This is a genomic window from Mycobacterium persicum, assembly GCF_002086675.1.
In the GTDB taxonomy this organism is placed as follows: Bacteria; Actinomycetota; Actinomycetes; order Mycobacteriales; family Mycobacteriaceae; genus Mycobacterium; species Mycobacterium persicum.
The window spans coordinates 1-25,757 of record NZ_MVIF01000062.1 but is presented as its reverse complement, the minus strand read 5'-3'; the positions used below and the strand labels follow the sequence as shown (position 1 = coordinate 25,757).

27 protein-coding genes, 1 tRNA gene and 4 pseudogenes are annotated in these 25,757 nt (G+C 63.4%); 10 read left to right on the top strand and 22 right to left on the bottom strand.

Annotated elements, in window-relative coordinates; genetic code table 11:
• Positions 1–39: 39 nt before the first annotated feature.
• A pseudogene (locus tag BST40_RS31810) lies at positions 40–351 on the bottom strand (hypothetical protein); the annotation flags it as partial.
• Positions 348–1,280, bottom strand: a complete 933-nt coding sequence (locus tag BST40_RS18065) for an SAM-dependent methyltransferase (protein WP_083155027.1) — start codon at positions 1,278–1,280, stop codon at positions 348–350. The gene BST40_RS18065 and the pseudogene BST40_RS31810, both read right to left, overlap by 4 nt.
• Before the next feature lie 172 nt (positions 1,281–1,452).
• Between BST40_RS18065 and BST40_RS18060 the strand changes: the two genes are divergently transcribed.
• Positions 1,453–2,157, top strand: a complete 705-nt coding sequence (locus tag BST40_RS18060; RefSeq protein ID WP_082275219.1) for a DUF4190 domain-containing protein — start codon at positions 1,453–1,455, stop codon at positions 2,155–2,157.
• A gap of 6 nt (positions 2,158–2,163) precedes the next feature.
• Here BST40_RS18060 and BST40_RS18055 read toward each other — a convergent pair whose 3' ends face one another.
• The 3 genes and pseudogenes from BST40_RS18055 to BST40_RS18040 all read right to left on the bottom strand — a co-directional run.
• Entirely contained in the window at positions 2,164–5,019 is a 2,856-nt protein-coding gene (locus BST40_RS18055) for a DUF4349 domain-containing protein (RefSeq protein ID WP_083155025.1), read from the bottom strand.
• The gene (locus tag BST40_RS18050) at positions 5,016–5,636 is read right to left on the bottom strand and encodes a MerR family transcriptional regulator (protein WP_075545433.1); all 621 of its coding nucleotides are present in this window, start codon (positions 5,634–5,636) and stop codon (positions 5,016–5,018) included. Before BST40_RS18050 ends, BST40_RS18055 begins: the two co-directional genes overlap by 4 nt.
• Positions 5,637–6,768: 1,132 nt before the next feature.
• A pseudogene (locus BST40_RS18040) lies at positions 6,769–6,997 on the bottom strand (PPE domain-containing protein); the annotation flags it as partial.
• A 473-nt stretch (positions 6,998–7,470) separates the two neighbouring features.
• On the opposite strand from BST40_RS18040, the gene BST40_RS18035 reads away from it, so the two are divergent.
• Positions 7,471–7,722: a hypothetical protein gene (locus BST40_RS18035; protein WP_075545431.1), complete on the top strand. Its 252-nt coding sequence runs from the start codon at positions 7,471–7,473 to the stop codon at positions 7,720–7,722.
• Positions 7,723–7,780: 58 nt separating this feature from the next.
• The gene (locus BST40_RS18030; RefSeq protein WP_075545430.1) at positions 7,781–8,377 is read left to right on the top strand and encodes a hypothetical protein; all 597 of its coding nucleotides are present in this window, start codon (positions 7,781–7,783) and stop codon (positions 8,375–8,377) included.
• Positions 8,378–8,444: 67 nt separating this feature from the next.
• Here BST40_RS18030 and BST40_RS18025 read toward each other — a convergent pair whose 3' ends face one another.
• Together BST40_RS18025 and BST40_RS29515 are read right to left on the bottom strand one after the other, a co-directional pair.
• The gene (locus BST40_RS18025; RefSeq protein WP_075545429.1) at positions 8,445–9,239 is read right to left on the bottom strand and encodes a PE family protein; all 795 of its coding nucleotides are present in this window, start codon (positions 9,237–9,239) and stop codon (positions 8,445–8,447) included.
• A gap of 484 nt (positions 9,240–9,723) precedes the next feature.
• Positions 9,724–10,014 (bottom strand): hypothetical protein, encoded by a 291-nt coding sequence (locus BST40_RS29515; RefSeq protein ID WP_131808246.1) that lies wholly within the window; start codon positions 10,012–10,014, stop codon positions 9,724–9,726.
• 393 nt (positions 10,015–10,407) lie between these two features.
• Between BST40_RS29515 and BST40_RS30165 the strand changes: the two genes are divergently transcribed.
• Positions 10,408–10,545 carry a hypothetical protein gene (locus BST40_RS30165; protein WP_158006294.1) on the top strand — a complete coding sequence of 46 codons (138 nt, stop codon included), beginning with the start codon at positions 10,408–10,410 and terminating at the stop codon, positions 10,543–10,545.
• 85 nt (positions 10,546–10,630) lie between these two features.
• Here the strand turns inward: BST40_RS30165 and BST40_RS18020 are convergent, their stop codons facing one another.
• Positions 10,631–11,263, bottom strand: coding sequence for an RES family NAD+ phosphorylase (locus BST40_RS18020; protein WP_075545428.1), 633 nt, complete (start codon positions 11,261–11,263; stop codon positions 10,631–10,633).
• Complete coding sequence (locus BST40_RS18015; RefSeq protein ID WP_241780146.1) at positions 11,260–11,847, bottom strand: DNA-binding protein; 588 nt, start codon at positions 11,845–11,847, stop codon at positions 11,260–11,262. Before BST40_RS18015 ends, BST40_RS18020 begins: the two co-directional genes overlap by 4 nt.
• 402 nt (positions 11,848–12,249) lie before the next feature.
• Here BST40_RS18015 and BST40_RS18010 point away from each other — a divergent pair, with 402 nt between their 5' ends.
• On the top strand, positions 12,250–12,471 hold the full coding sequence (locus BST40_RS18010; RefSeq protein ID WP_075545427.1) for a hypothetical protein: 222 nt from the start codon (positions 12,250–12,252) through the stop codon (positions 12,469–12,471).
• On the top strand, positions 12,468–12,773 hold the full coding sequence (locus tag BST40_RS18005) for a type II toxin-antitoxin system PemK/MazF family toxin (RefSeq protein ID WP_075545426.1): 306 nt from the start codon (positions 12,468–12,470) through the stop codon (positions 12,771–12,773). Before BST40_RS18010 ends, BST40_RS18005 begins: the two co-directional genes overlap by 4 nt.
• Before the next feature lie 67 nt (positions 12,774–12,840).
• On the opposite strand, the gene BST40_RS32905 is transcribed toward BST40_RS18005, so the two are convergent.
• Together BST40_RS32905 and BST40_RS32900 are read right to left on the bottom strand one after the other, a co-directional pair.
• Positions 12,841–13,269 carry a site-specific integrase gene (locus BST40_RS32905; protein WP_306770972.1) on the bottom strand — a complete coding sequence of 143 codons (429 nt, stop codon included), beginning with the start codon at positions 13,267–13,269 and terminating at the stop codon, positions 12,841–12,843.
• Positions 13,241–13,723 carry a hypothetical protein gene (locus tag BST40_RS32900; protein ID WP_306770973.1) on the bottom strand — a complete coding sequence of 161 codons (483 nt, stop codon included), beginning with the start codon at positions 13,721–13,723 and terminating at the stop codon, positions 13,241–13,243. Before BST40_RS32900 ends, BST40_RS32905 begins: the two co-directional genes overlap by 29 nt.
• A 1,269-nt stretch (positions 13,724–14,992) precedes the next feature.
• Between BST40_RS32900 and BST40_RS17985 the strand changes: the two are divergent.
• A pseudogene (locus BST40_RS17985) lies at positions 14,993–15,195 on the top strand (site-specific integrase); the annotation flags it as partial.
• A gap of 43 nt (positions 15,196–15,238) precedes the next feature.
• Here BST40_RS17985 and BST40_RS17980 read toward each other — a convergent pair.
• The 6 genes from BST40_RS17980 to BST40_RS17955 all read right to left on the bottom strand — a co-directional run bounded on the left by BST40_RS17980 (position 15,239) and on the right by BST40_RS17955 (position 20,323).
• Positions 15,239–15,312 (bottom strand) — tRNA-Ile (locus tag BST40_RS17980).
• Between the two features lie 5 nt (positions 15,313–15,317).
• Positions 15,318–16,544: a tyrosine-type recombinase/integrase gene (locus BST40_RS17975; RefSeq protein ID WP_082275216.1), complete on the bottom strand. Its 1,227-nt coding sequence runs from the start codon at positions 16,542–16,544 to the stop codon at positions 15,318–15,320.
• 38 nt (positions 16,545–16,582) lie between these two features.
• The gene (locus tag BST40_RS17970) at positions 16,583–16,795 is read right to left on the bottom strand and encodes a helix-turn-helix transcriptional regulator (RefSeq protein ID WP_075545424.1); all 213 of its coding nucleotides are present in this window, start codon (positions 16,793–16,795) and stop codon (positions 16,583–16,585) included.
• Positions 16,796–16,923: 128 nt separating this feature from the next.
• Positions 16,924–18,378: a replication initiator gene (locus BST40_RS17965; RefSeq protein WP_075545423.1), complete on the bottom strand. Its 1,455-nt coding sequence runs from the start codon at positions 18,376–18,378 to the stop codon at positions 16,924–16,926.
• 2 nt (positions 18,379–18,380) lie between these two features.
• Positions 18,381–19,799: a type IV secretory system conjugative DNA transfer family protein gene (locus BST40_RS17960; RefSeq protein WP_075545494.1), complete on the bottom strand. Its 1,419-nt coding sequence runs from the start codon at positions 19,797–19,799 to the stop codon at positions 18,381–18,383.
• A 155-nt stretch (positions 19,800–19,954) separates the two neighbouring features.
• Positions 19,955–20,323: a hypothetical protein gene (locus BST40_RS17955; RefSeq protein ID WP_075545493.1), complete on the bottom strand. Its 369-nt coding sequence runs from the start codon at positions 20,321–20,323 to the stop codon at positions 19,955–19,957.
• Positions 20,324–20,505: 182 nt separating this feature from the next.
• Between BST40_RS17955 and BST40_RS17950 the strand changes: the two genes are divergently transcribed.
• Positions 20,506–21,273: a helix-turn-helix domain-containing protein gene (locus BST40_RS17950; protein WP_082275214.1), complete on the top strand. Its 768-nt coding sequence runs from the start codon at positions 20,506–20,508 to the stop codon at positions 21,271–21,273.
• A 32-nt stretch (positions 21,274–21,305) separates the two neighbouring features.
• Positions 21,306–21,776 (top strand): NUDIX hydrolase, encoded by a 471-nt coding sequence (locus tag BST40_RS17945; RefSeq protein ID WP_075545422.1) that lies wholly within the window; start codon positions 21,306–21,308, stop codon positions 21,774–21,776.
• Positions 21,777–21,780: 4 nt separating this feature from the next.
• On the opposite strand, the gene BST40_RS17940 is transcribed toward BST40_RS17945, so the two are convergent.
• The 5 genes from BST40_RS17940 to BST40_RS31170 all read right to left on the bottom strand — a co-directional run bounded on the left by BST40_RS17940 (position 21,781) and on the right by BST40_RS31170 (position 25,140).
• Positions 21,781–22,344: an HD domain-containing protein gene (locus BST40_RS17940; RefSeq protein ID WP_075545421.1), complete on the bottom strand. Its 564-nt coding sequence runs from the start codon at positions 22,342–22,344 to the stop codon at positions 21,781–21,783.
• Between the two features lie 492 nt (positions 22,345–22,836).
• Entirely contained in the window at positions 22,837–23,148 is a 312-nt protein-coding gene (locus BST40_RS17935) for a hypothetical protein (RefSeq protein WP_075513628.1), read from the bottom strand.
• 224 nt (positions 23,149–23,372) lie between these two features.
• Entirely contained in the window at positions 23,373–23,882 is a 510-nt protein-coding gene (locus BST40_RS17930; RefSeq protein ID WP_241780144.1) for a hypothetical protein, read from the bottom strand.
• A 588-nt stretch (positions 23,883–24,470) separates the two neighbouring features.
• Positions 24,471–24,800, bottom strand: coding sequence for a colicin immunity domain-containing protein (locus BST40_RS17925; RefSeq protein WP_075545419.1), 330 nt, complete (start codon positions 24,798–24,800; stop codon positions 24,471–24,473).
• 25 nt (positions 24,801–24,825) lie between these two features.
• The gene (locus BST40_RS31170) at positions 24,826–25,140 is read right to left on the bottom strand and encodes a colicin D domain-containing protein (protein ID WP_162877364.1); all 315 of its coding nucleotides are present in this window, start codon (positions 25,138–25,140) and stop codon (positions 24,826–24,828) included.
• A gap of 298 nt (positions 25,141–25,438) precedes the next feature.
• Here BST40_RS31170 and BST40_RS31165 point away from each other — a divergent pair.
• A pseudogene (locus BST40_RS31165) lies at positions 25,439–25,757 on the top strand (hypothetical protein); the annotation flags it as partial.

Sequence of the window (25,757 nt, the reverse complement as noted above, 5' to 3'; positions counted from 1 at the left end):
AGGGACCGGGGCACACGAAAACTGGCTCATGTCGCATGTGAACCGGGCGGCGTCGAACAGTGCCCGCATCTCCGCCGGCGAGGCATTGTGCTGCGGCTTCCATCTGCCGGCCGAGGGTGCCTGTAGCAGCGGTTCACGCTGGATCCGGTCACTGAGAATTCCTGTGCCACAGGCGATATCAGCGATGTTTCGGGATCCGTGGGAGCGTAGTTGCGCAATCACCTCGTCGTGCGGCGGACGGTAAGACGGTACACCCATTGCTGCAACACCGGCAGGTTCGTAGGCCGGGGCCAGCAGGCTCCACATCCGGGTGACGACGCCATTGAGCCCGCGACGACGCGCTTGCGTCATGCGCTGAGTACGGAGGTGTAGTAAATGGTGTCGGCCACCGACACCGAGTCGTTGGTGTGGGGGATCGCCGCAAGGCCGTTGTCGGCCAGCAGTTGACTCATCCGGGTAGCAGCTGAGCACCAGCCCAGCTGGTTCAGATAGGCGCCGACATCGTTGCGTTCACCCTCGTAGCCCAGATCGGCGAATTCCAGGTCGAAGCCGTGTTGGCGCCATTTGGCGGTGGCCCGGCGCATCATCTCCCGAGCCTTGTCGAGGTCGAGCTGTGACATGTCCGGAACGGCCTCGCAGCCCAGCCGGCTGCCGTCGGCGCTGAGCGCAGTGATGTTGTCCAGCAGGCGATCCTGAGCAGCCGGCGGCAGGTAACCGAAGAGCCCCTCGGCGATCCACGCGGTCGGCCGACTTCTGTCAAAACCCGTGTGCAGCAAGGCTTTCGGCCAATCGTGGCGTAGATCGACGGCCACCGTGCGCAAATCTGCCGTCGGGGCGGCTCCCAGCCCGGCCAGGGTGGCGGTCTTGAACCCGATCACCTGCGGCTGGTCGATCTCGAACACCGTCATATCGGCCGGCCATGCCAACCGGTAGGCGCGCGCGTCCAAACCGGATGCCAGGATCACGGCCTGGCGGATCCCGGCCTGCGTCGCGTCGTGGAAGAACGAGTCGAAGAAGCGAGTCCGCGCCGCCATCGCATCGGGCATGTGCTCGAGCTTCCAAGCAGACTCGTCGTCATCGACGTCGGCGGCGACCAGGTCACCGGTGGCCCACCGGGTGAAGAAGTCCACGCCGACGGCACGGACCAGCGGTTCGGCAAACCGGTCATCGATCAAGGGGTGCGGGGCCTTGGTGGCTATTGCCCGGGCTGCCGCCACCATCGTGGCCGTCGCTCCCACGCTGGTTGCCAGGTCCCAGGTGTCGTTGTCTGTGCGTGGCATCTGCCTGCTCTCTTGTTCTCGGACCAGCTGATACTTAGATAGTATAACGAAGCGCGGCTGCACCCCCAGCGCGCGGCGGTCGGCGACAGCGGCGAAACCCGATCGGCTGCCCGATGGTGCCGATATTGTCGACGCCCCTCTTTGGCGGCGCAGCTGGTATTACGGTTCCCTCATGACGTTTCAGCCGCCGCCCTACCCGCCGCCTGCGCAGCCACCCGGGCCGGGCCCTTACCCACAACAACCCGGCTACTCCGGCGGCTACCCGCCGCAGCCCAGTCAGTACGGCCAGCCCTATGCGCCGCCTCCGCCGCCGCGAGGCACCAACGGCTTTGCGATCGCTTCGCTGATCTTCGGGGTCCTCGGCGGTGTCCTGCTGAGTGTCATCTTCGGCATCATCGCGCTCAAACAGATCAAGACTCGCGGTCAGGGGGGGCGCGGCATGGCAATCGCCGGTCTGGTGCTGTCCGCGCTGTGGACGTTACTCATCGGGGTCGTGATCATCGCTGCCGTCGTATCCAACGACGGCTCGGTGCGCGCAACCAGCCTCGCCGTCGGGGATTGCATCGAGTCGATCCCGGGTGACAATGCGCGGGTCGCCACGCTGCCGAAGGTGTCGTGCGCCAAACCACACGAGGGCGAGGTGTATGCGCAATTGCGGGTGACTGCACGTAGTTTCCCCGGCCAGTCCAGCCTGGAGAGCGACTATCGGGAGAGGTGCCTGTCGGCGTTCGCCGCTTATGCGCCCAATGCTGCAGACAGCGAGGACTTCGAAAGTTACGTGCTGTATCCCACCCAGGCGACCTGGAATCAGGGTGACCGCGACGTGGTGTGCATCGCCACCACCAAGGTGAAACGGACCGGGTCGATCAAGGGCTGAGGGTGGTCACGAGTTAGTTGTCTGGCCGCTGGGCGCGCTGGGTACCCACGGGAACGGCCTACTGCGCAACACCAAGACGATCGCCAACACCAGCACGACCAGCACCGGCAACCACGGCAGCAGCAACCCGGCCGTCAGCATTATGCCGTAGGCAGCCGAGAGCACCGAGTGCCAGCCGCGGTCGAGCGCACCGAGGAAACCAACCCGGGCCACGGCCGGTTCGGCGGAGATGTTGACGTTGATCGTCGCGTAGGAAATCTGGTCGCCAAGTGTGGCGCGCTGGGCCCGCAGCGAGTCCAACTCAGCCTGTCGTTGGGTCAGCGACGACTCCGCGGCCAGCAGGTCAGCGGTGTTGTCCGCGCGGCGCATCAGCTCCAGCAGCCGATTGACCGAGGTCTGTAATGCCTCGATCCGGGCATCGAGGTCGACGCGCTGCGACGTGACGTCGGCGTGGTTGATCGACATCGACGTGACGGACCCGAGTTTCTTGACGTCGGCCAACACCGCGTCGAGCTTGTCCGCGGGAATGCGGACCACGAGATTGACCACCGGCGACCCGGACCGCGAAGAGGTGCCGGACCGCTCCGAACGCGAGTCCACCCGCCCGCCGGCATCGGTGACCGCGGAGACCAGGCGGTCGGCCAGCTGGGAGGGATCCGCGACGACCATCTGCAGCGAACCAGTGGTGACGATGTCGCGCTTATAGGTGCTGTCCGGAGGCGGTGCTGGTGCCTGTGGGGCGGCCACGGTGTTCTCGGTAATGCCGCCCTTGGTCCCGGGAACGGTGGCATCCGCTATTTCCGAGGGTTTGCCGGCCACTCCCGAGTCGCGGGCGGAACCGTCGCGGTTGAGCGACCACGCCCAGCCAACACCGACCAGCACGACACCGACGATGGCCACCGCGATTGCGTTGCGCAGCTTGACCATTCGCGCGGCTGCGGCCGACGCGGTGGCGGACGGCGCCTTGGCCGCCGGCTCTGCCCCGCGGATACGGGGCCACCGGTCCCATCCGGCCGGCGTCTCGACGGGTTGGATCACGCGGTGCTGCACTTCCCCCTCGGTGACCACCCGGTTGTCGCGGCTGTCGAGGGCGACGTACCCAGTGAACCTGGACAGCACGTTGAACCGCAACGACGTGGCGACGATCCGCTTCTCCAGGTCTTCCCGGAGACCGCCGGCGGCCGCGGCGTAGCGGTCCTCGAGGTCTCGTAGGTGGGCCCGCGCCCACTGGGCGGTGACGGCCTGGGCCTCGCGGCGCTGTCCGGCGACGGTCGCCGACCAGTCCCCACCATCGCCGGTGGTGCCTCGCAGGGTGAGTGTTCCGGTCGCGATTCCCCGATACCGCCCGGTGACCGCCAGCGGCACTCCCGGAAACAGGTCGGGTAGCCGAACCGGGCTCGTGGTGTCCGCGATGATGTTCAGCCCCTCGGCGTGCAGTGCCAGGGAGTGAGCAGCTGGCGCGCCGATGCGACGTTGCACGGCGTGCATGGCCTCGTCGAGGCGGTCCTCGCTTTCCACCAGCTCGCAATGCCCCCCGCCGACCTTGGCCAGGCGGTAAAGGAAACCGGCGTTGACGGCCTGGTCCAAGCCGACGGTATGCACCCGTACGGGGCGCAGCTCCTCCGATAGCTCGCGAAGCAGCTGATCTTCGTTGCCGACCTGCCCGTCGGTGACCAGGACGAGCACCGCGTCACGTCCCCGCGAGCCACGCAATAAGGCAAGAGCCTGCCGCAGGGGCGCGAGCAGCTCGGTGTCGCCGCGCGCGTCGACGCGGGCGAGGTGCTCGACGGCCCGGTACCGGTGCCGATCGCTGGCCTCGACCAGCCCGTCGGCCAGACCTGCAGGGCACTCGACGCGGTCGCTAAAAGTCAGTACTGCGAACCGGTCACCTGTGCTGAGCGTGTCGACGATGCGTGCCGAAGCCCGGCGCGCGGCAACGATTTTCCATCCGGCCATGCTGCGGGAGCGGTCCAGCAGTAGCACCACGTCCCGCGGACGCGGCGGCGCCCCTGATGCCGGCGGCAGCACCGTGAGTTGATAGGTGCCCTCGTCACCGTCGACATCGGGTACCAGCATGAGCGAATCGGTGAGACCTTCGGCGCCGTAGCGCAGCCGCACCACGAAATCCTTATTGGCCCGCTCGCCGGGCCGCAGCCTTATCCGGCCGTCGTCTGTCGATACCGCGGGCAGGCTCGACCGAACCTCCGACAGCGTGAGCCCGGCAGGGTCAATACCGACGTCGATGGTCGGGAGAACGGGGTACGGGAAGCCGGGCAGCAGCACCGGCGGGGTGATGCGCGAGGCGTCGGGGACGGCGTCGGTGTCGTCGGCGTAGCCGTCGCCGACCGGGCCGTCCGCCAGGGGACCGCCGGGAATGTAGCGCGGCGCGACCAGCAGTGGGAACCGAAACGTAGCCTCGCCGTCCTCGTAAGCCAGCGGGTTGACCAGCGTGAGCGCCACGCTGACCCGTTCGGCCGGCAAGATGTTGCCCACCCTCATGGTGAAGACGTCGGGCCGCTCCTCCTCGATGACGGCCGCGCGCCGATCCGATGTGACGGTGTCATCGTAGGCCCGGCGGGCAGCTTCCCGCTCCAGCAGCTTCGCCTCGACCACCCGCCCCTCGACGCTCATCCGCATTCGGGTGACCGCCGCTCGATCCGGCAGCGGGAACACGTAGGTGGCTTCCAGCGGCACGTCGAAGGCGTTGACGAAGTCCTGGGTCAACTCGACCTGACTGGTGAGCCCGGTGATATCCACCCGAATGTCGACGCGATCGAGCGGCAGGGTGCCACGGTCGGCGCGCAGGGTTCCCAGCCCGGCGTGGTGGTCCGCGTCGGTCATCGACGTGATGCGGACGGTCATGATGGGCTCCGTTCATCGAGGGGCGGGCCGGACAGCAAGCCGCGGTCGGCCAGTAGTTCGAGCAGTGGCCGAGCGGCGGCATGGATCGCGTCGATGTCGTCTTCGTCGGGTGCGGCCGGCAGCACCAACAGTGCCCCGCCGGGCAGGTGGACGGCGGCCAATGTGGTGACAGTGTCAGTGCCCCTAGCCGCTGGTTCGACCGCTGGTTGGGCGGCTGGTTGGGCGGCCCAGAAGCGGTTTCGACGGCCGGGTGCCGATAGCTCCGGGGACGGCGGCTCCGGCTGCGCCATGACAGCGTCGGGGACGGCGGCAACCTTGCGCAGTGTTGCGTCGGTCGCTCCGGCCAGTTCGGCCTGGATCTCGGCAAGCGAACGACCCTGCGCCTGAAGGCGTTTGACGGCGACTATCTGCAGCAGGTGCCGTGGGCCGTAGACCGCGGTGCGTCCCTGCTTGGCCGGCGGGTCGACGAGCCCGGCGGTCGTGTACCACCGCACGGCTCGGCGGTCGGGCAGTTCCCGGACCCGTCCGTTGGGCGCTCCCGGGTACGCGGGATCGGCCAGGCTGACGGCGACCCGTCGCACCAGCTCGTCCAGCGTCCACGACGCCCGCTCGGGCATGTGTCAATACTGACACTGTTACTATTACACTGTCAATGTTTGGGTCGCGTCGAGCTTTCGCTCGTACCGCGCCAAATGATTGGATTAGAGACCCGTCTGTGGCCAATGCCATTGTCGTCCAACACTTTTAATGACGAGCGATGCACGATTGGCGCCTCGCAAAGATGCTCTCCGTGGGCACACATCAGCACGGGTGCGGAATGAACAGGGACCAGCACACATTGGGCGGCTGCCACGGGTACGGAGGCGGTGGATCATTTCCTTCCCAAACCGTGGGTGACACGTTGCCCTGCCCGTAATTGACGTAGTGGTAGGCGTGGCAAACGTTCCAATCCCAATTCGGGCGTCCGTCCGCCGGCGTATTGAAACCACCGCCATAGCCCCCCATGTCATCCCCCGGGCACCACTGGTAGGGGCCGCCAGCGTGGGCGATACCAGCGCCAAGCCCGAGGCCGGCCGCACCCAGAACGCCAGACGCCAGCACGGATATAGGGAGCCACCTAAGTCGACTCATGGTCGGTTCCTCTCGTACGGACCCCCGCGGGGGTCGCCAGTGCGATCAAGTACAGACCGTGTCGAGGACTACCGATCCCAATTTCCTGCCCATTCATTTTGCCGGTCAACATGCTGGTGACCGGGTGTCGTGACGGCGGGCTGGGCGTGCGGCCGACGTTGTGCGATCCATGGGCATCGCCTCCGCAGCGGTTACGCGATCATGACGTGCTGGTAGCGGTCGGCGACAGTGATGCCGCGTTACAGCTGGACCGTCGAATACCACGGCGACGGCGTGATGGCCCTCTCGGTACCCCAGTTTCCTTGGAAGACTACGCTTTTCGCAGCATGCCCGACGGCCCTGGCCATCCAGTACGAGGCCAACCGGCTAGCGGCCGAGGTGCAGTGCGGCGATGGTGTGACGCCGCTGCCTCTCCCCGCAGCCCTACTGCGTCACAAGCCTTCCACGCCATCAACATATTTCGGAAGTCAATCCTCGATCAGCGTGGAGTTCACGGGGCGAGAGCCGTGCCGAGCGCCTGTAGGTCAGCACCGAGCAAGGTCAGCGGGAAGACAGCGTTACTACCGACGAGATTTACGGCGGTGCCGGCGTCATACAGGCCCGCGGCAGCGAGATATGCAGCCACTGTGCATACGGGGCGGCCGTGGCAGCCATCGCTACCGACGCCGGAACCCTGCCAGGACGAACCTGCCAAACCCGTTGTCACCGAGGAAAACCAAGCCGCCGCTGAGTCCAGCTCGCCGGCCAGCCCGTCCCAAGCGGCCGCGGCGGCCAACATCGGCTCCGAACCCGCACCGGCATACATCCGCGCCGAATTGACCTCCGGCGGCAGCACAACGAATTCCATGACACACATCCCTTCCTAGCTGGATCTGCCCTGCCTAACGGCCAGTGCGGCGGCGGTCACGCTGATCGGCGACCAACCTCGCCACTCGAAGCGGCTCGACGTGCGCGCGCCACGACGCACCCACATCCGTCCGCCGCATCCCCGCGCGGCCGACCGCGATCACTTTGCTGGATCGCCTGATCCACACCGCGTCGCACCTCTGCCGACGAACTGGCGCACGTACTGAAGCGCTGAACTCTACTACTGGTGGCGGCGATAAACTGGATTTTCACCAAATCCGGGTCTGGTTGTTGCCAGGCGGTGCGCCGTCTACGTCGGGTGCTTTGCTAGCGGCATACCGACCGCAGCCCTGTCCGCCAGCTGCCGCCGAAAGGTTGCGGTGTGTGAGAACTCCGTATCGGAACGCTCCGGGTTGCTGGCCTCGCCCGACGATAGACCTACGACACAGCGCGAGGCGCTCGCCGTGGGTCGCGATGGCGATCGACACGATCGATCGTCGGCCCCTGCTGAGCGCCGGCATGCGACGTGGCCGGGATGTCCAAATCGCCAACGGTCAAGCCACCGCGGAGATCGGCGCAGAGAAAAGCGTCGTTGAGATCGACGCCGACGGCCGGTTGGCAGCCCACGTCGCGTTCGACCTCGATGACTTCGACGTTGCCATCGAAGAACTCGAAACTCGCTACCGCGCCGGCGAGGCGGCCGCGAAACTCACACGCGGTCGGTGATCAGGGGCGCTCCGCCGCGCCTAATCGGAACGAACTACCAACGACCACAACTGATTTTGTGAGCATTAACCATCGCCGGGTCGCTGCGTACCCGCCCGGTGAACTGGTCACATATGTCCGTGCCGGATGGGAACTCGACCAAGAGATCCGAACCTATGTCGAGGTCGTGCATCGTCTGAACGACCTCGGAGCGGTGGTAACCCACGCGGCACACGGCATTTCGCGCGAGGGCTTCGACGCCGAGTGGCGGGGCGTTGACATCTTGGCGGTCGATGCCGACCTGCCCAGCCACTGCGAGCTATTCGACGAGGCAGACCTGCAGATTGCGATCGCGAGATTCGAACAACTCGGCTCGCCGGCGTCACGGCTGGAAACGTGGCACGCCGAGTGTACGAGCGCTACCGGAAGTACTTCGCCGCGCGACTGGGCCGCCATAGCGGAACCGCCGACCGCCGAGACTTCGCTCGCTGATCACAGGCGGCTACTGAACTCAGGAGTCCGCCGCGGCCGGGATGCCGAAATCGACAATCTGCGAGCCCTCGCGGAGATCGGGGTCGAGAAGGTCATGGCGACCATCATTGTGACCCGCGGCGCGCGCGTCGCCCTCTGTCGTACATGTGCCGTCGCACAAGGCCAGCAACGTGGGGGCCTATAGCGACGAATCAGGCGCTGTAACTACTCACCTCACAGTTGCCGGCGTATCCGGTCAGCGGCGGCTGTAATCAGACGACGGGCGAATAGCCTATTCTTGGAAGAATGCCGTAGAACGGGGTGCCTAGCCACGAAATGCTGACAGTAGGAAGCGCGGGCGGGTTCAACGGCAATCCTAGCTCTACACCGTTAATGGTAAAACCCACCCATCTGGGCGCAAACGAGGGCAGTGTATACAGCGCGGCGTTTTGATAGTAAACGAAGGGCACCTGGAAGTGCCCCGTAGCTAGGTAGGAGAAGGTTTCGGGATATGTGGTTACGCCGCCACCTTCCGAGAACAACACCAGAGACCCTAACGGGGTGTTCAGCCTGATTCCGACATCATTGTTTACTACTAGTCCACCGGTCGGAGTCGGAATAGCCGTCCCCCCAAAAAATGCCTCGAAGGGACCGATAGGAAAGCTTTGCGAGATCGTTTCAGCCGGGTTGGCAGCCGCAGCCATCGTCCGCTCTCCGATTCCGAGCGGGGGATGACCCAGCAGAGCTTGTGCGGACGCGTTCACCGCTTTCGCCAATGTCTGCTCGACATTCGCCGCTTCAGCGCTCACATACTGTGCGACCCCGCCGTTCAACAGGCTAACGAAGTTGTCGTGAAAGGCCGCCGCCATGGCGCTCACTGTTTGAAACTCTTGAGCCTGCATGCCAAACAGCGCGGTGATCGCCTCAGACACCTCATCAAGGGCTGGCGCCGCGATAGCGATGGTTCGGCTTGCGGCGGTCGCGGTCGCTTTGCGCAGTTCAAGGCCCAATCTGTCTAAACTCCCGCTGGCCGAAGACACGATGTCAGGTACGACGCTCAACGACATGGGCTCACCCTTCCAGAAGATACGCTGATGAAGCAGATCGCCCGAAAATCCGCAGGAACCAAGCTTATGACCGATCCTCGATTGGACGACGGATTTCGCATACTTTGCCCGCGCCGGTTAGCCAAGGATCGTGGTCGTGTGGATGCCCGGCGCTTGGGCCCTGTGAATGAGCAGCTACCGCCTAGGTGTGGCCGTTACTCGTTCGGCAGCCATGAAGTCCCACCGATACGAAACCTGCTTCTCAAGCGCAGACCCGAGCAGTGGACGTAGTAAGTAAAGCACCGAACTTGCAGACGCTTGGGGGATGCTTGTTTAATATGGACGGATGCCCAGCCCGGTACGTAAAGCTGTCGTTATTATGGGGGAACGTCGAGCCGGCGAACCCTGTTCTCGGCGAAACTCGAGCCAGCGTTAGCTCACCACGATCCGAACTAACTAATCTGCGATTGGCGTAATCACCGGCCTTCCAGTTCCGGAAGAGCCACTAATCTCGACCGGGCCATTGTCCGCTCTGCTGCCATGAACTGTAATAGTTCATGGCATCCCGCTCCGATATTTCATCACCCCGTTCATCGAACCGTCCTTCTACCAAATCATCAAGTAGAGCAATTTTCATATTCTTACGCCACGTGCCGTCCTTGAGGAGCAAGTGCACATCTTCCAATCTTTGCTGATATAGCCGTTTGCCATTGTCCGGGCAGCGAAATATCTCGATTACTCTCCCAGTCATCGCATCGCGACCGAAGTATTTCCAGGGCTCTTGTTGGTTGCTCATCGGGTTGTCTCCCGGATATCACATTGGACCGAAGGTTAGCTTCAATGTTTTCAATTATGCTCCGCCAGTCAACTTCGTCGGAATTAATCGCCGCGACGGTAGAAGCATTCCGCCAGGCATCCCCATCGCCAGACAACGTTCCCGGCCTCGGCGACGTATGCCCTGGCGTTTCGGCGCACGGAGCGTTTGGTGCTACAGCGCTGACCAAATCGGGCGCGGCGATGGGATCGCAGGCCATCTCCCCGACCGCCCGGAACTGTTCGAGCAACTTGAGCAGAAGGTCGCATCGCGGGCTTAGCTGTTCTGTCGGTTTAGTTGCGGTGCAATACAAGTCAGGCTCGGCCTGCACCCGCGACGGTGCGTCCGAAATGCTTCTGGCACGAAAGTAAACTCATGGACGGCAAGCGGTCGCGTGACGACATCGCAGGTATACAGCTGGCAGCCGAGAAAATGAAGGAGTTGCCCCCGTCCTACCGCCAACGCACCCGCGCGCAGCCTGACCCAGACCCCGCCGACGAGCATCCTCAGTAACGCGCCACGGTGGTCCCATCCCCCTGGCAATCAGGTGGTCCCATTCACCCTGGCAAGCGACACCAACAGCCTCCAGGACGCCGAATCACAGGATGCGGTAGCCGATCTCAGAGGCTGCTGCTTGCGTGATCGACCAGACCAGCGGGTGGCTGAGTGGGCGGGAGAACGAAGGCATCGCGGGTAGCGAGTCCGCGGCGGCAGTCCACAGCACAATGTTCGGGCGGCCAGTCATAGTCGACGGGACGTATAGCCCGTCGAGTTCGGGCCAGGTCGTGTAGATAGCGCGGGCCCACCGGCGGCATATGGAGCGAGGTGCGGCTAGCAGCGCAGCTGATGCACTGTTGCGCAGCAGCCACGTTCCGGACAGGTCGAGCAGACGTAGTTTCCGTTGAGGCTTCCAGGCGGTGAGAGTTGGAGCGCCGGCACGGGAATCGATCACGCGCGTGGTTTGATAGACCTCCGCGAGGCTGGTTGTGACATCGGCTGCCGCGTACAGGACGCTCTCGGCGCGCATGCTGGGTTCAGCGTCGGGATGCGGATCCCAGCGCATTGAGGGCAGCGGCCCGAAGGTGCGTAGCTTGTTCCAGGGCAATACCTGCTCCCCTTCGGTGCGGTGGATCCGCCAGAGCGTGCCGGTGTGGCTGGTGCTGTCGTCAGGTTGCCGGGTGAGCTGTTCTGGGGGCGTCCTGGGGACCTTGGGTGTGGAGCGCGGGCTCACCAGCGGCCGAGATCTCGTATGAATCCGGCGACCAATAAGGCGTCACCGCCAGCGGCCAAGTGTTCGATCGGTGTCCGGCCGTCAAAGTCGGGCTGCGGAGTGTGCATGAACACATCGAGCACCGCGGGGGTGCTGCCAGGTGGTATCGCCGGGACGATTAAGTCCAACCCGGGAAGCAGTTCATTACCAAGGAACTGCCACTTGGGGAGGCGCCGGGTTCCTTGGAGGTCGAAGGCCCATAACTGTTTTCCGGTGATGCGTCGTGACACGCGGGACCGGTCGACGCCGAGAAGGACGGCGGCCTCTTTTATGCTGACCGATCCTGAGACTGCGCTGGTGAGTTGCCGCAACGCGACGCGGGCCCGAGCCTGCCGTTCGTCGTCAGCTGACCATCGCTCAATAGCCGTCGCCGTGCTGGGTTCGGCGTGCTTGCGGAGGAACTCCACTTCCGCCGCTGACAGGGTGGCCGCTACAGGAATTGCTGCAAATGCAGTGTCAAGCTCGTGGAGGACCTCGTCGACGGTGAGGCCGATTTGATGTTTCGCGAGTAGAGCGCCTAGCGCGGGAGCTGCAGACCCTTCCATATCGCACATCATAGCACACCTGTGCGCTACCGTGCGTGCACGGCCTCGCGGTGGTTCTCACCCGGCTAGGGCATCTACGACGCTCGGCGCCCCCACGACAACTGCTTTCCCAGCTCGTACGTGCCACCCACCCTGCTGCTGGTTCACGCCCTCGCTGACCGGGCGCCACGACCGCCAGTTCAAATGCGAGTCGTTGCGCGATCCGTCGACCGCCAGATTCGATGCGAAAACCGCCAAACTCATTGAGCCCAAACACTTATCGGTGCGTGGAATATGCTGTAGCACAGCTACTTTAGGCATATTCTTTACATAATCACCCTTGTCTGGCGTTGTCGCCCGTGGCCACACGCGAAAGGCCTCCTGGGTGCTAGCGAGTCGTGCTAGCATCAAGCGGTGGCAAGGATGATCACGTTGCGGCTGTCCGACACGGCCTATCAGGCGGTGAAACGGTACGCCGATGCCGACCAGAAGTCGATGAACGCCTGGATCGAGAACCTCCTCGATGTCGAAGACATGCGGCGCCGCTGTGCGGCACACGACCAGTGGATGCGAGCTCATCCCGACGCAGCGGCGTTCAGCGAGGCGTGGGCTGATCGCAATCTCGACGAGTTAGCGCGGCATTGAGCCAATCCCCCCGCCGGGGTGATATCTGGACAACCGACACCGGCATCAGCGTGCTGGTCATTTCCTCCACCGTGTACAACGAGATTCCTAGTGAGCCGACAGTCATCGTCGTGCCGGTATTCGACGCCGAGCCCGACACCGGATTTGGTGTGGACTTGGGCGAGAATGACTGGGCTGCACCAGGACTGGTTACTAGCCTCCGCAAGGCGAGACTAAGTGCACAGCACCGCCGGATAGACGTCCATGCCTTAACGGACGTCAACAACATGCTCTTCAAAATTCTCGCAACGCCAGATCGATGACAGAATCGAGCTTCGACCTTAAGCCTCGGTCGAAAGGTCGAGGTCTGCTGAGGAAACCCTTGAGGAGCTACGCTTCCCGCGGCTGTGTGATCAGGCCGTACAGCGGGTTCTGGGCAGCTGCCGCACGATTCTGCGTCCCCGCGCCATCGACGTAGCGTTGCGATGTCACCATCGACTCGTGCCCGAGAAGCTTCATCAGCGCATACACGCTGGTATTCGCGTTGGCGAGCTCCGTGGCGAAACCACGCCGGAAGCCATGCAGCAGATCTCCTCGCGCGCGCTGGCTGTCCAGCCTGGCGTTCTTGAAGGCACGTAGCACCCGGTACCGCAGCGCGCCGCGGGTAATGCGGGAGCCGTTACTGCAGACCAACAATGGCGAAGTGGCCGGCCACGCGGCCAGTCCCCCAGCGGTGGGTCGCCGTTTGGTGCTGCCGGGGAAGCGGGCCGCTCGGGAGTCCAAGTAGGCCTCAAGTTCGTGAATCAGGGGCTGCTCCACTGGTATGCGGCGGTCCTTGTTGCCCTTGCCGTGCACGTGAACGATAACCGCCCTCGTCAGTCGCTCGGATGTCTCCGGCATCGGCGCGCACGAGTTCGTCCGCGCGAAGGCCGGCGAGCACCGCCGTCAGCACGATAGCCCGGTCGCGTTCGGCCCAGTCGGAGCGGCGCTCCGAACCGCGGTCGTCGTCGATGACCGTCAGCAGCTCCGAGATCGTCTCGGCTCCAAGTCCTTTGGGGAGTGTCCTGGCGACCTTGGGTCGGCCGACGAACGACATCGGGTTGGCCGCTTTGATGTCGCCGGTGTAGAGGAAGTCGCACAGCGTGTTCCAGTTTGACCGGCAGCGCCGGATCGACGCGGCCTGGTGGGTGCCGGCATAGGCGGCGAAGGCGGCCTGCATCGCCTCCCTTGTAAGTGCGTCCGGCGCCAAGTGCACGATGCGGTCGGGGGGCACCAGCAAGCTGTGTGGCGACCGCGACGAAGTCCTGCCGGTAGGCCTTCACGGTGTGTGTGGTGAGGGCTTGCCGACTGCCGGTCCGCCATGAACGCCAAAAACCAACCGGGGTGGCGCGATTCATCGTCATTGAAGGCACGTGGCACCGGCGTCATGGGGCAATGGTCGCACGGTTTCGTGGATAACAGCGGTTATCCATGAAAGATGCGAAAATATGCTGGTAGGCAACCGAATTCGGCGTTTACGCGTCACAGTGACGAATCGACAATGTAGCGCGGCAATCGCCGATGCACCGAAACAATCACCGTTCCATCGTGTTTCGCGCTCTCGGCAACCGACACGCAGCTTCAACCGGCGTTTCTGAGGGCGCCTGGGGCCGCGGTGGGTGCGGACGCGTTCTGGCGTTCCAAATGTGACGTCGCCGGTCGGTTGGTTGACCATATCATTATTATCGGCATAATCGCGTGTGGCCCAAGCTATCTCGATTTCCAATCGCTGACCACCGCCACCAACAGCATCGCCGGTGAGCCAATCACCATTGCCGACCGGCGGTTTTCACTCGCCGCGCTTCCACATGCATAGGAGCGCCTGGTTGCTGACGTCCTGCGAAGTCTTATCCCCGCGGTGGTTGGGAGCCGGGAACCCAACGGCTGCGATTGGGCGAAAAGGCCGGAAGAAGGCATGGCGTTCTACTACGATTTGCGACCGTGAGGAAGTCGACAGTGCTGGCAATTGGCTTTGCCATGGGGCTCGTCTTCACTCCAGCGGCAAACGCCGATCCGGGCGGTGTGTTGGTCGTCGAGTCCTTGGGCCCGTATGTAGCGCCCATACCGCAGGAACCAGGCTCAAAATGCGACCCCAATTACTCGGGCGCCTGCGTCCCGATCGCTAGTGATGTCGACTGTGCGGGCGGTAGCGGTAATGGTCCGGCCTACGTCCAGGGTCCTGTAATAGTCATCGGTAAGGACATCTACGGCCTTGATCGAGACGGCAATGGAATTGGGTGCGAATGAAGTCCGCGAACGGCGGCGCTGAACCTATAGGACGGCCGCGTTGGTCCCTGGAACCCAAGACGGCCCCAAAGGTTGCTAGGAAACGCGGCTGCGGTTTAAGTCACACATGAGTGCTGACGCGACGCTGACACAGACCCGATTCGGGGCGGTCTGGCCAGTGCCGCTGGAAAGAAAAATGGGCCGTCTATGCGCTGTTATGGTGGGGCGGGGCTCGAACCAGCGACCAACGGAGTGGCGCACGGCACGAGGTGAACCGGGCGTGGCTGAAGTGACTACCGCTAGCTTCCGCAAGACCGTCGCGACCGTCATCGATGCCGAAGGGCTCTCAGCCCGGATCGGCGCCGACCATCTAGGCCACAGCCACGTCAGCATGACCCAAGACCGCTACATGACCCGAGGGCGGCCCCGCACGCAGTAGCGGACCTGCTCGACCGCACCGTCCACATAAACGATGAATAGACGATGACTCAGCCTCGGCGAACCCGAAAAAATGCCTCTGAAGTGGGGCGGGCGGGGCTCGAACCCGCGACCAACGGATTATGAGTCCGCGGCTCTAACCAACTGAGCTACCGCCCCCGGTGCTAACTAGCTGTGGATATGTCCTCTACCGTAACTGAGCCAGCCTCGGAATACCGCAATGATACCGCAGTGCGTTCGATGGCCTTGCCGAGCGCATCTGCCACGCTCGCCAGGTCGTCGCTGAGCAGGTGGCCATAACGGTCCAAGGTCATGGCCGCTGTGGCGTGTCCTAGAAGCCTCTGCACGACCTTGACATTAGCGCCCGCGCTAATGGCCAACGAAGCCGTGGTGTGCCTCAGCCCGTGCGGGACCAAGTCGGTGATGCCAACCGCCTTGCATCCCTTGTCAAAGGCTCTGCGGTACTCCTCGATGGGCAGGTGGCCGCCGCGATGGCTCGGGAACACGAGGGCATTGGGCGCGGTTGGCAGCTCATCCCGCAGCCGCTCCCATACCGGCTCAGGGACCGGCACGTGGCGCGCCCGGTTCGTCTTGGTCGTCGTCTCGACGATCCCGCTGCCGGTCACATACGTAGCCGATGAACGGACCGTCAACTCACGGTCCCCCACGTGCCTGCGACGCAGCGCCGCTGCCTCACCGAAGCGCAGTCCGCAGTAGCCGAGAACGAGGGTCAGCGTCTCGAACCGCGCGGTAGCCCTGGCGAGTTGGAGAAGTTCGGCGTGGGTGAGGTAGCGCCGCTCCCGCTCGGTCGCGGTCGGCAAGTCCTCGGTCCGCTTGATCTCGCCGGCCACATTCTTGGCGATCTTGCCCGTGCGTTGCGCATACTTGAGCACTGCGCCCACGAGCTGGTGAGCCTGCGTGATACGACTGGCCGACAGTGCGGTGCCGCGTTGCGAGCCGTCGACAGCCAAACCGCCGAGCCACGTTGAGTATGCCTGGTAGTCAATCTGCTTCAGTGGCACCTCCGCCCACTTCGGCAGCACGAGCGTGTCCAGAATGGACCGGTATCCCGCGACTGTCTTGGGTTTCCGATGACCTTTGGTGGCGAACCACTGTTCAGCGACCGATCCAAACGTCTCAGCGCTCTTGCGAGGGTCGACGTACTCCCCCCGCTGAACATCCGCCGTCAGGCCGTCCAGATGAGCCTGAGCGTCAGGTCTGCGTTCAAAGACCCTCGCGTGCTCCCTGCCGCTGTCATCAACCCAGCGCACACGCCAGCGCGTGACCTTGCCGTACACGGCGGACCGTTCCTTGCGGATCTCTCCATCGGAGCCCTTGACCTTCTTGTGCCATCGATCGTCAATGCCGGCTCGCTGGTGCCTGACAGTCATGGAACGAGAATACCGCACAAATCCGTGGTACGAATCCGTTATCGCACCACTCCCCCGCGCTCGGTCTTGGCGGCTTCTGCCTCTACCCACGCGTCCAGGTCGGCGACGTCGTAAAAAGTATGTCGGCCAAGGCGATAGCTGCGCGGACCCGTGCCCATGTAACGCCAGTACCTCAGGGTCGACTCCGGTAATCCACCCAGGTATTCGGCTGCGGCTTGGGTGCCCAATCGAACCAATGATGTCGCGGTCATCGATCTACTTCCTGTTCCCGCTCAATGTGCGTATAGCCGAATCGCGCTTTGACGCAGACGCGGCTGTCTCTATCCCCTTGCAATGGATCGATTTCGAATCAATAAGTAGCTTCCGGCGATAATCCCCTTCATGGACTTGCTCCGCTGTTTTGGCTGACATCCAAACGAGCCAGGTATCGGTAGTCTCGGGCACGCAGTGCCGCGCTATGGACGAGCAGCCGTTCGCCATCGTTGCGGTGGCCGGCACCGTCAATGCGCCAGTCACTCAGTTCGGACGCGCCACTTGACCAATCTTGCTGGCCGTGGGAATTCTGTTGACAGTCATCGCGTTCCGGTTCACCGGCGCAGTCGATCCGCCAGCGGTGACGGGCGGCACGTAGCGCGGTCATGGTGATCGAGTAGCGGCGCGACTTGGTGGTGATGTGCCCGCGATAGCCCAGGGTATGCAGCCAGCCCAGCATCGCGGTGTTTCCCGGTAGTGTCGCCAGCTCGGCGAGGGTGGACAGGATGCAGCGGATATGTGCCGAGATGTCCAGTTCCCCGATGGCGGCCGGGCTGATCCGACGCGCGGCGATGCCGAATTCGGCGACCGACTTGGTGGTGTATTTGGCCAGGTATCCCGCGACCCGCCGGGCCAACCCCAGCTCGCCAGTGTCACTGGCCCCGGTGAGGGGCTGGATATCGATCTGGGTACCGAACCTCAGCATGCGATCCCCGGTCTCCGGAGATGAAGGGTCAGCGGGGCTGCTCACTGCCACGGCTAGGTGTACTCGCTCGGCAGCTTGCCGCACGATCGTGGCCAGTTCCGTTGCCGACACCACGGAATCGGATTTTCCGGTGGTGATGCCGTCGTCGTCAGTGGGATCGAGCCGTATCAGGGTGTGGTAATGCACGAGGGCGCGACGCTGGTATTCGGCGACTTTGACAAACGACAGTCGAACGGCATCGGGTTCGATTCCGGTACAGCGCAGGTGGACCGCCACGGCCCGGCCCAGCGCAATAGTGAAGCGCCGCCATAGTTCCGGCGCATGCCAGTTGAACAACACATGCCCGGTGTAGTCATAACAATCCGGGCACAGCGGCTGCCCTAACTCGTCGTCGTCGCTGACGTGGATCACGTTGCACTGCAGTGCTTTCCCGTGTGGGCAGTGACTCTTGCCTCCGTTGGGCGGGTGGCACACCTTATCGGCCTGTCCTGATCGGCCGCCGCTCGTGTGGACGGCACCGAAACTGGGTGCGGTTAAGGTGGCGAACACTTGCGGCCGGGTGGCGGTGGTTTCGGGCATACCGTGGTGGCCGCCCTGGGCTCCGGCGTGGACTAGCTGCCAGGTGTCGGCCGCATACAAGTCCGAACACGATGGGCAGATCGCCGCCCGGCGATTGCCGCAGCGGATCATCACCGCCACCCGCCGACCGAGGTCGGGATCATACGCGCTGGACTGAACAGGGTTGGCGCAAAAACCCACCGCCGCGCAACGCTGCCACCACGACTCGTAGCCGAATGAGGATGCGCGGTGGATCGCCTGATCGATGGCCGGGGAGCCCGGTGCCACCCAGCCGGACAGCGAAGTTGAGGCGAGCATGCTTACCGCCGCCTTTGGTTGTCGCCGCGACGACCTGGCGGTGTGAAATTAGCAGCCAGCCAAGCGATATCGTTGTCACTAACATGAAACGCCCGCACCCGCACTATGGCGGTGTTGCCTTCGGTGAGCACATACCCCACGCCCGGTGTGGTGTCGGAGATTTCTTCGCAGCGCGCGCCCTGCTGGTGTGCCGACGTGGAGAGGATCATCGCGCTTTGCGTGGCCTCGGTCATGCGCAGCCCCACCCGGACCGGAAACAACTGGCGCAGCGCCACCACATCTTTGGAGGGATCTTGCACGGCGGCGATGACACTGACCCCGACCGCCCGGCCCTGGGCCAGCCACAGCCCCAAAAGCTGGTCGACTTCCGCGCGCTGTTTGCGATCGGCGTAGGCGGTCAGGGTTGCCAACTCGTCAATCAGCAATACGATATGCGGTTCGGCGCGGGTGGGCCGATGACAGCGCGTCGTGCCGCGTAAGCGTTGAGCGCGGGCCAGCATGGTGGCCGTAGTCTCCCTCAGCACCGCCAGGATGGAGTCGGAATCGTAAGCAAATCGATCGAACAAGTCTGCGCCGGCGGCGAATTCCATGCCGCCCTTTGGATCCAGGCAGCGCACCGCGATCAGCCCCGCCTTGATGCCCGGCGCCAGGCCAGCCACCAGCGACCACAACACCGATCCTTTCCCGGCGCCGGTGGCCCCACCGATCAGAATGTGCCGGCCGGCCACCGGCAGTCCCCACAGACTGCCCTGCTCGGTGACACCAACTGGCACGTTGGCCAACCGCACCACTGGAGTATCCGGGGCGGGGCGCGCCAGCGGGATCGCGGCGGCCAGGGCGTCGTGATGACGAACCCGGAGCATGACGTCGCGGCCGCGCCCAGCCTCCACCCGCCCGGGTTGGAGGGTGACATGGTGGGCGCCGAACGCGGCGGCCAGCCCATCGAGTTGGGCCTGCCAGGTTTTCACCGACTGACCGACCAACAACCGCACCACCAGCGTGTCGACTGCCACGCCAATCCGCACGGAGGCAAGTGGCGGCACCAACGGATTAGCATCGGGCTTGCCGCGCGGCGAGATGGTCAGGCCGTGGTGTTCGCAGATGCTCTGCCAGCGGCGCCGATACACCAGATAGGCCCTCCGGTAGTCGGCGACCGGCTTGCCGATCGCCTGGTGGTAGGAGTCAGGCCAGCCCAGCCGCCATCCCCACACCCCCGCCGCACACACCGCGGTGAGTAGGCAGGCCCAGCGCAAGCCGGCCGCCATGCCGACCACGGCGACGACGGTCAACAGGGCGGCGGTGTCGGGCCAGCGCAGCGCAAACCGGAACATACCGATGCCGGTCGCCTTGGCCATGCCGACGAGCAGCTCGCCGACCCAATCCTCGTCAGATGAATTACTGCCCTTGCTCTTTGGAGGCACAATGTCTTTCCCTTCGCCGCGGGCGCCCCGAGCACGCTCGTCGCTGGCGTGCCGGCAACGCCGAAACTTGCTTGAATAGAATGTTTTTGCGGGGCGGGCGCCAAACTGGTACGGCTCATCGCTTGGCGCCCGCACCGCGCCGCGTTGTTGCCGGTCTACTTGACGCCGGTCGTGGCGTGTGAGCTACCACTGGCCGCCGTGGGTCCCAGTCCGCCCGACTGAGCGCCGGATGATCGGATTGGGGCTGCGCGGAACGCAACTCCCGAGCGATCTCCCTGTGACCACGGCATAGCAATCAGACCATCGACCGCGACGGGCTCGCCCACTTTGACCTTGGGTTCGCCGACAACTGTCACCGCGAGCACTTCCCCACCCTCTTGATCTAGGGCCATGAGCTGGACCTGCCAGAGCACCAGGCCCGTTTCTTTGTCGATCCGCGGTGCACCAGTCTCGTGCACGGTTCGCTGCTCGGCTGCGCGCGTGCAGAAGAACTGCACCGCAGTGGTATCGATTCGAAGGCGCATTTGTTTGATCCCTTCCTGAATGGCACGGCCGCTCGTCGGCCGTAACTCCACTTCAGCGGGGCAACTCAGACATCGAAACCGCATCTTGGCGGCAGCTGCGGACATCTGCATGGCAGACTTCGGACAGCGGCCGACATCCTGCTGGACACCGATGTCATCACAGGTAGGGAGAGCCAATCGGGGTGGGCAACGAGGACACACCAAAGCCGAACCGCCAGCTGCGTGCCCACATGGAGCGCAAAGGGGTGAGTGCGCAGGACCTGGCAGATCTGATCGCCGTCGACGCCAAGACCGTCGAGCGGTGGTTGTCGGGTGAAACGGCGCCCTACCCCCACAATGCTCGCCGCGCCGTAGATGTGCTCGAGTGCGATCCAGCCGACCTGTGGCCCGATCTATTCCCGATCATGACACCGCCGAGCGCTGGCACCGTCGCGGTCAGCGTGTACAGCAGCCGAGCCGATGTCCCGATTTCCGTGTGGAGGCAGCTCTTCGAGGGCGCCGTCGAGCACATTGACATCCTGGTTTACGGCGGCACCTTCCTGTTCGACGGCCTTCCCCGATTCACCAAGATCTTGGCCGCCGCCACCGAACGCGGCGTCGTAGTCCGCTTCATCATTGGTGACCCGGACTCCGCGCACGTAGCGGAGCGCGGGGAGGCACAAGGCATCGGGACCGCCCTGGCGGCACGTTGCCGTATGACGCTTCTTCGGCTACAACCACTTTCGGGCACTTCGGGACTAGAGATCCGCACCCACACCACACCGCTGTACACGTCAATGTTCCGCGCCGATGACACGCTCATCGCTAACCCGCACCTCTACGGTGCCCCGGCTAGCGACAATCCCGCCATCGTGATCAAGCGCGACGACGCACCAGACCTATGGAACGACCATCGACTCGCCTTCGAACGGGTCTGGAACACCGCGCGTCCTATCCAAGCTCACTCATAACCACCTAGACCCGCCGACACCAGGGGAACCAGATGGCCCGAATCGACTACTACAACGATCCCGATGCGCCTCCCGCCAACAGTGTGGTGCCCTCCACCACAGCCGTCGTAACCGACCAGCAAGCTCGCATCCTGCTTATCAAACGCCGCGATAACGACCTATGGGCACTGCCCGGGGGCGGAATGGACTTAGGCGAATCGATCGTGGAAACCGCTGTGCGTGAAGTCAAGGAAGAAACCGGCCTTGATGTCGAAGTCACTGGCCTGATCGGCGTCTACACCAACCCCCACCACGTTATGGCCTACACTGATGGCGAAGTGCGCCAACAATTTTCGCTATGCTTCACGACGCGACTCATCGGTGGCGAGCCACACATCGATTCCGAGAGCACCGACATCGCCTGGGCACGCGCACAAGATATTGAGTCGCTGAGCATGCATCCGTCGATGCGGCTACGCATCCAGCACTACCTCGAACAGCGGCCAACCCCATACCTGGGTTAGCGAATCATTCCGCCCCGGAAGTTGCCTGTTGCGCGAGGACCTCCACGCGAGCAGCCGCAGAAAGCAAGGTAGGCGCCGAGCGCTCGATCGCACGGTGCACCGGATCCTCAGCGGGATACCGCGACAGGATCTCGCTGATCCGATCCTCGGGGCGCATCAGCGAACCGTCCGGGCCGATCGTCATGTCTGCACAGGTCAATAAGTCCAGCAAAAAATCCGGCGGCTGCGGGAACTCCGCCAACACGTCCGACAACCCACGTTCCCGCGCTTCGAACACCGCGCCCGTGTGATACGCCACCAGCGACACCACCACCGGCGGGAAATTCTCCGCCCGGACAAACACAGCGCCATCTACCGGATGGAAACCGGTCGCACGCAGCGACGGCGCGTATCCGACATCGTGCAGCCACGCCGCGGCAATCAGCGCGTCCGCCTCCAGCGGGTCGATGCGCGAGACCAACCGCTCCGCGGCAGCCGCCACACCACGCACATGCGCCAACCGCGTCGCCAACGGCTCCAACCGCGCTTCTGCGACCCGTCGGGCACGCTCCGCCAGCACACCAGCCACCAAGCCAGCCTACCCAGCACTCGCCGAAGGTCTATTCAGCATCAGCCAGGTCATCCCGAGCGGGCCAACACAGCCGCCGTGGCGGCACCCGTCCGCTTGGCGCTCCCGTCCGCCGCCACGGACACGGTAGCCTCGCCCGTCGCTGGACCAGCCGAAGTCGCCATACAGCGGCGAGCGTGTAGAGAACCATCGCCGCCGGGAGATGATGGAGCAACGCCCCGCGTACCGCGACCACACTGCTGTCGGGCAGCGCGGTCGATCGCTGTCATCGGTGTGGCCTCCTGGAAACTTCGCCGAAGGCCAGGCCTCCGACTCAAGCACGTGAGAAGTTTCCTTACTGGTATCAAGAGCCTTGAAAGCGGGTCCGTAGCGGCTGGCGACACATCGCGCGGAGGTACCGGAGTGCCATTAGCCGCAGTCATCACTGCGGGAGAACCGACCAACCCGACCAACCACCTCGACGGGGGCGGGGGTCCGAGGCCCCCAGATAGTTCACTGGTTCCAATCCACCAGCTTCATCCGCACATCAACACCTGGCCCGAGTTTCTGCTTGAGACCATGCATGAAACCCCACTGATGCAACGCCTGATCAGCCAAACGCCGACATAACCGCTGCACCGCATCGACCGGCTGGTTCTCATAGTCGACATCACCGCGCGCCTCCAACGTCGCCCCCGCAGAAGCGACCGGTACCTCATTCTCCAACAGCAGCACCGCCAGCTGGCGCTTGTCCACCAGCACCACCCACCGCATCTGGGCAGGCAGTTCGGGGAGCGTCATTTCGTCCCTGGCTGCGTACGTAATGCGCGCCCCTCCCTGAATCTCAGTCCCACGCGGATACCACCGCCGGACTATGACCTCTGCGGGCGGCTTTGCATGATAACCAATCCCCCGCAGCGCAGGACTTCCGGCGGCCTCCGATCCTGCCGGCCCACCTGGACGGCGACGGCCCGCAACGCGTCAGGAGAAGGGACATCAAGGACTGCGAACTCTTGCTTGACGCGCGGATATTTCGCACCTTGGCAAGCTCAGTCCCACGACTTCGCCGCAAACATGAACAGTCCCCAACTGAATCCCGCACCGTAACTCTCTCCGCGCCAAGGGAATTCGTACTCCTCGTATGCGGGAAGAAGTTTGTCGAACGGGGACCACTGGCGGCCGCCTCTCATAGGGCCAAACTGCTCCGTGAATTCGGTGACGTCCATGCTCCAGATAGGCAGCCCGATTGGGGAATCGGCGGTAATCGAATCGCGCCCCGTGTGCCAATACCGCGCCGACTCAAGCAGTCCGTCTTCACTACCGATCGCATTGAAGTCAAATCCCGGCCACAATACGCTGCTGTGCTGCAGTGATGTGGCGTTCTGATCCGCAATACCCAGCAGCTTCCGCATATTTCCGAAATAGGAGGCTTCGTCGCCAAGGGCTTCGGCCACCCGCTCGTGTATCCGTTCTCCGTCGTCGACGAAAAACCCTTCAGCTAGCTTAGCTTTTAGTTGAGCTTCTTGTTGTGACATCCTGATTCTCAGCTTCATCGTCATCAGCAAGTACACCTCAAAATCGACTATGGCGGTAACCGAAGCTCTATTCATCCTTCAGTACCACGCGGATAGCCACTGGAGTGCGATGACCTCCGGGACAGCATTGCGTCGTAGTCTGCGACCGCCGCTGCTGCTCTCCCTCCTGGGCTGCGCCGACCCACAACGCCTTACGAGATGGGACATCGAGGGTTGCGAACTGTTGCACAACTCGCGGGTATTTCGCATTCTGGTAACCTCAATCCCAGCACATTGAAGACGACAAGAAAAACCCTCAGACGAATCGCGCACCGTAACGTTCTCCATTCCAAGAGAATTCGTACTCCTCGTATGCGGGAAGAAACTTGTCGAACAGGGGCCACCTGCCGCGAACAGTCATGGGACCAAGGTGCGAGTATCCGAGAGTTCCGCAACAAATTGGCAGTCCTCAATGGCCCATCTCATGAAGCGTTGTGAGTTCGGCGCCGCCCATATGGGCCAGCAATAGGGGAGGGGCAGGGAAGTGCTGCACTGCGGGGAATCGGCTGTGAGGCTCTAGACCCTCATCTGCGAAAAGCCCCTTACCCATCCGCGGGATGACGATCCTGGCGGTCATGCTTCGTAGAGTTTTCGGTATGCCTCACGCGCACGACCCCGTAATTCTTCCTCATCGAACGCGTGCACGTATTTACGAAATTCGGGGTCCTTGGCGCGCACGTACTCACGGTATTCGGGATCCGCACTGTAGTCATCAGCGTCCGTGAACAACGTTTCAAGTATATCGAACTCGTCTTCGTCGAGACTGTAATCCTGGTCGTTTTTAAACATCTTCAGGTAAGAGGACTTAAATTCCTGAGCCGATATCTGGCCGTTGATGAAACTAGAGATCAGCCCCCTGTACTTGGTCGACTTCCTCGCGGCTGCTCCACCATCAGATGACATCAACCACCACCTAGTTCCTCCTTGTTCACAATGATCCTCTGGTTAGTACGTTGTGAGTCTGTTCAGGGCTTAGCTTCCAACCTGATATAAACGTTCCATCGGGCTTTTGGATTACACACAATCCGGAGTCCGGATTATAGTTCAGGATGGCAGGCTGGCCACGGAAGGTGCCTTGGATGTGCATCGTTGCTGGGTCATCTACGAACTGCTTCAACGCTCTGTCGAAATTGCCGAAGCCAGCGCGGCCCCGCGGATCGGTGACACCAAAGTCTTCCGCATGCTGAGAATACTTTTCCTCTATTTGACGAAGGTCGGTTTGCAACGGAACTTCGTCAATCAAGGGCGGGCTTTCCCCCGTCGCCCTAGGTGGTTCCTGCGTGCCGGGCGCACCCTGTTGTGGTTGGGCACCGGGCGTATTCGGCTGCGTGGGAGGCGGGGCGGATGGATCTGCTACAGATATGCCGAACTGTCCTAGCCGTGCTCGGAGGGCGGCCTCTCGGGTGTTTAGCTCACCGAACTCCCTCATGCAGGCGCTGTAGGGTCCAGGTGGTAGCGGGCCGACGATCCGTGGATCGCATCGCGCTGCGTAGTTTGCCTTGTCGTTGTTCAGTTGCTCCCACGCTTGAAGTGCCTGCTCTTTGGTCATTTCTTCGATCGGCGGCACCGGCGGTGGAACCGGTGGCGCCGGGTCGCGCGGTAGCGGCAACGGTGGTGCCTGCGGTGCCGGTCCGAGTCCGGGCGGTCCGAAGCCCAGCATCTGCACGCCGCCGCCACCAGTGCTGGGTGTGGGTGCTGGCTCAGGGGGTGCGGTGACACCGGTGGTGGCGAGGGTGACGGGTGCGGGTGTGGGGGTTGACGGCTGTGCTGGCGGGGATTGTTGCGCCCACGCGATCGCCGTCGACCTGAGAAGCCAGGTGACCCGTTTCACCGGGCAGGAGGTGCAGACGGCCACCGAGG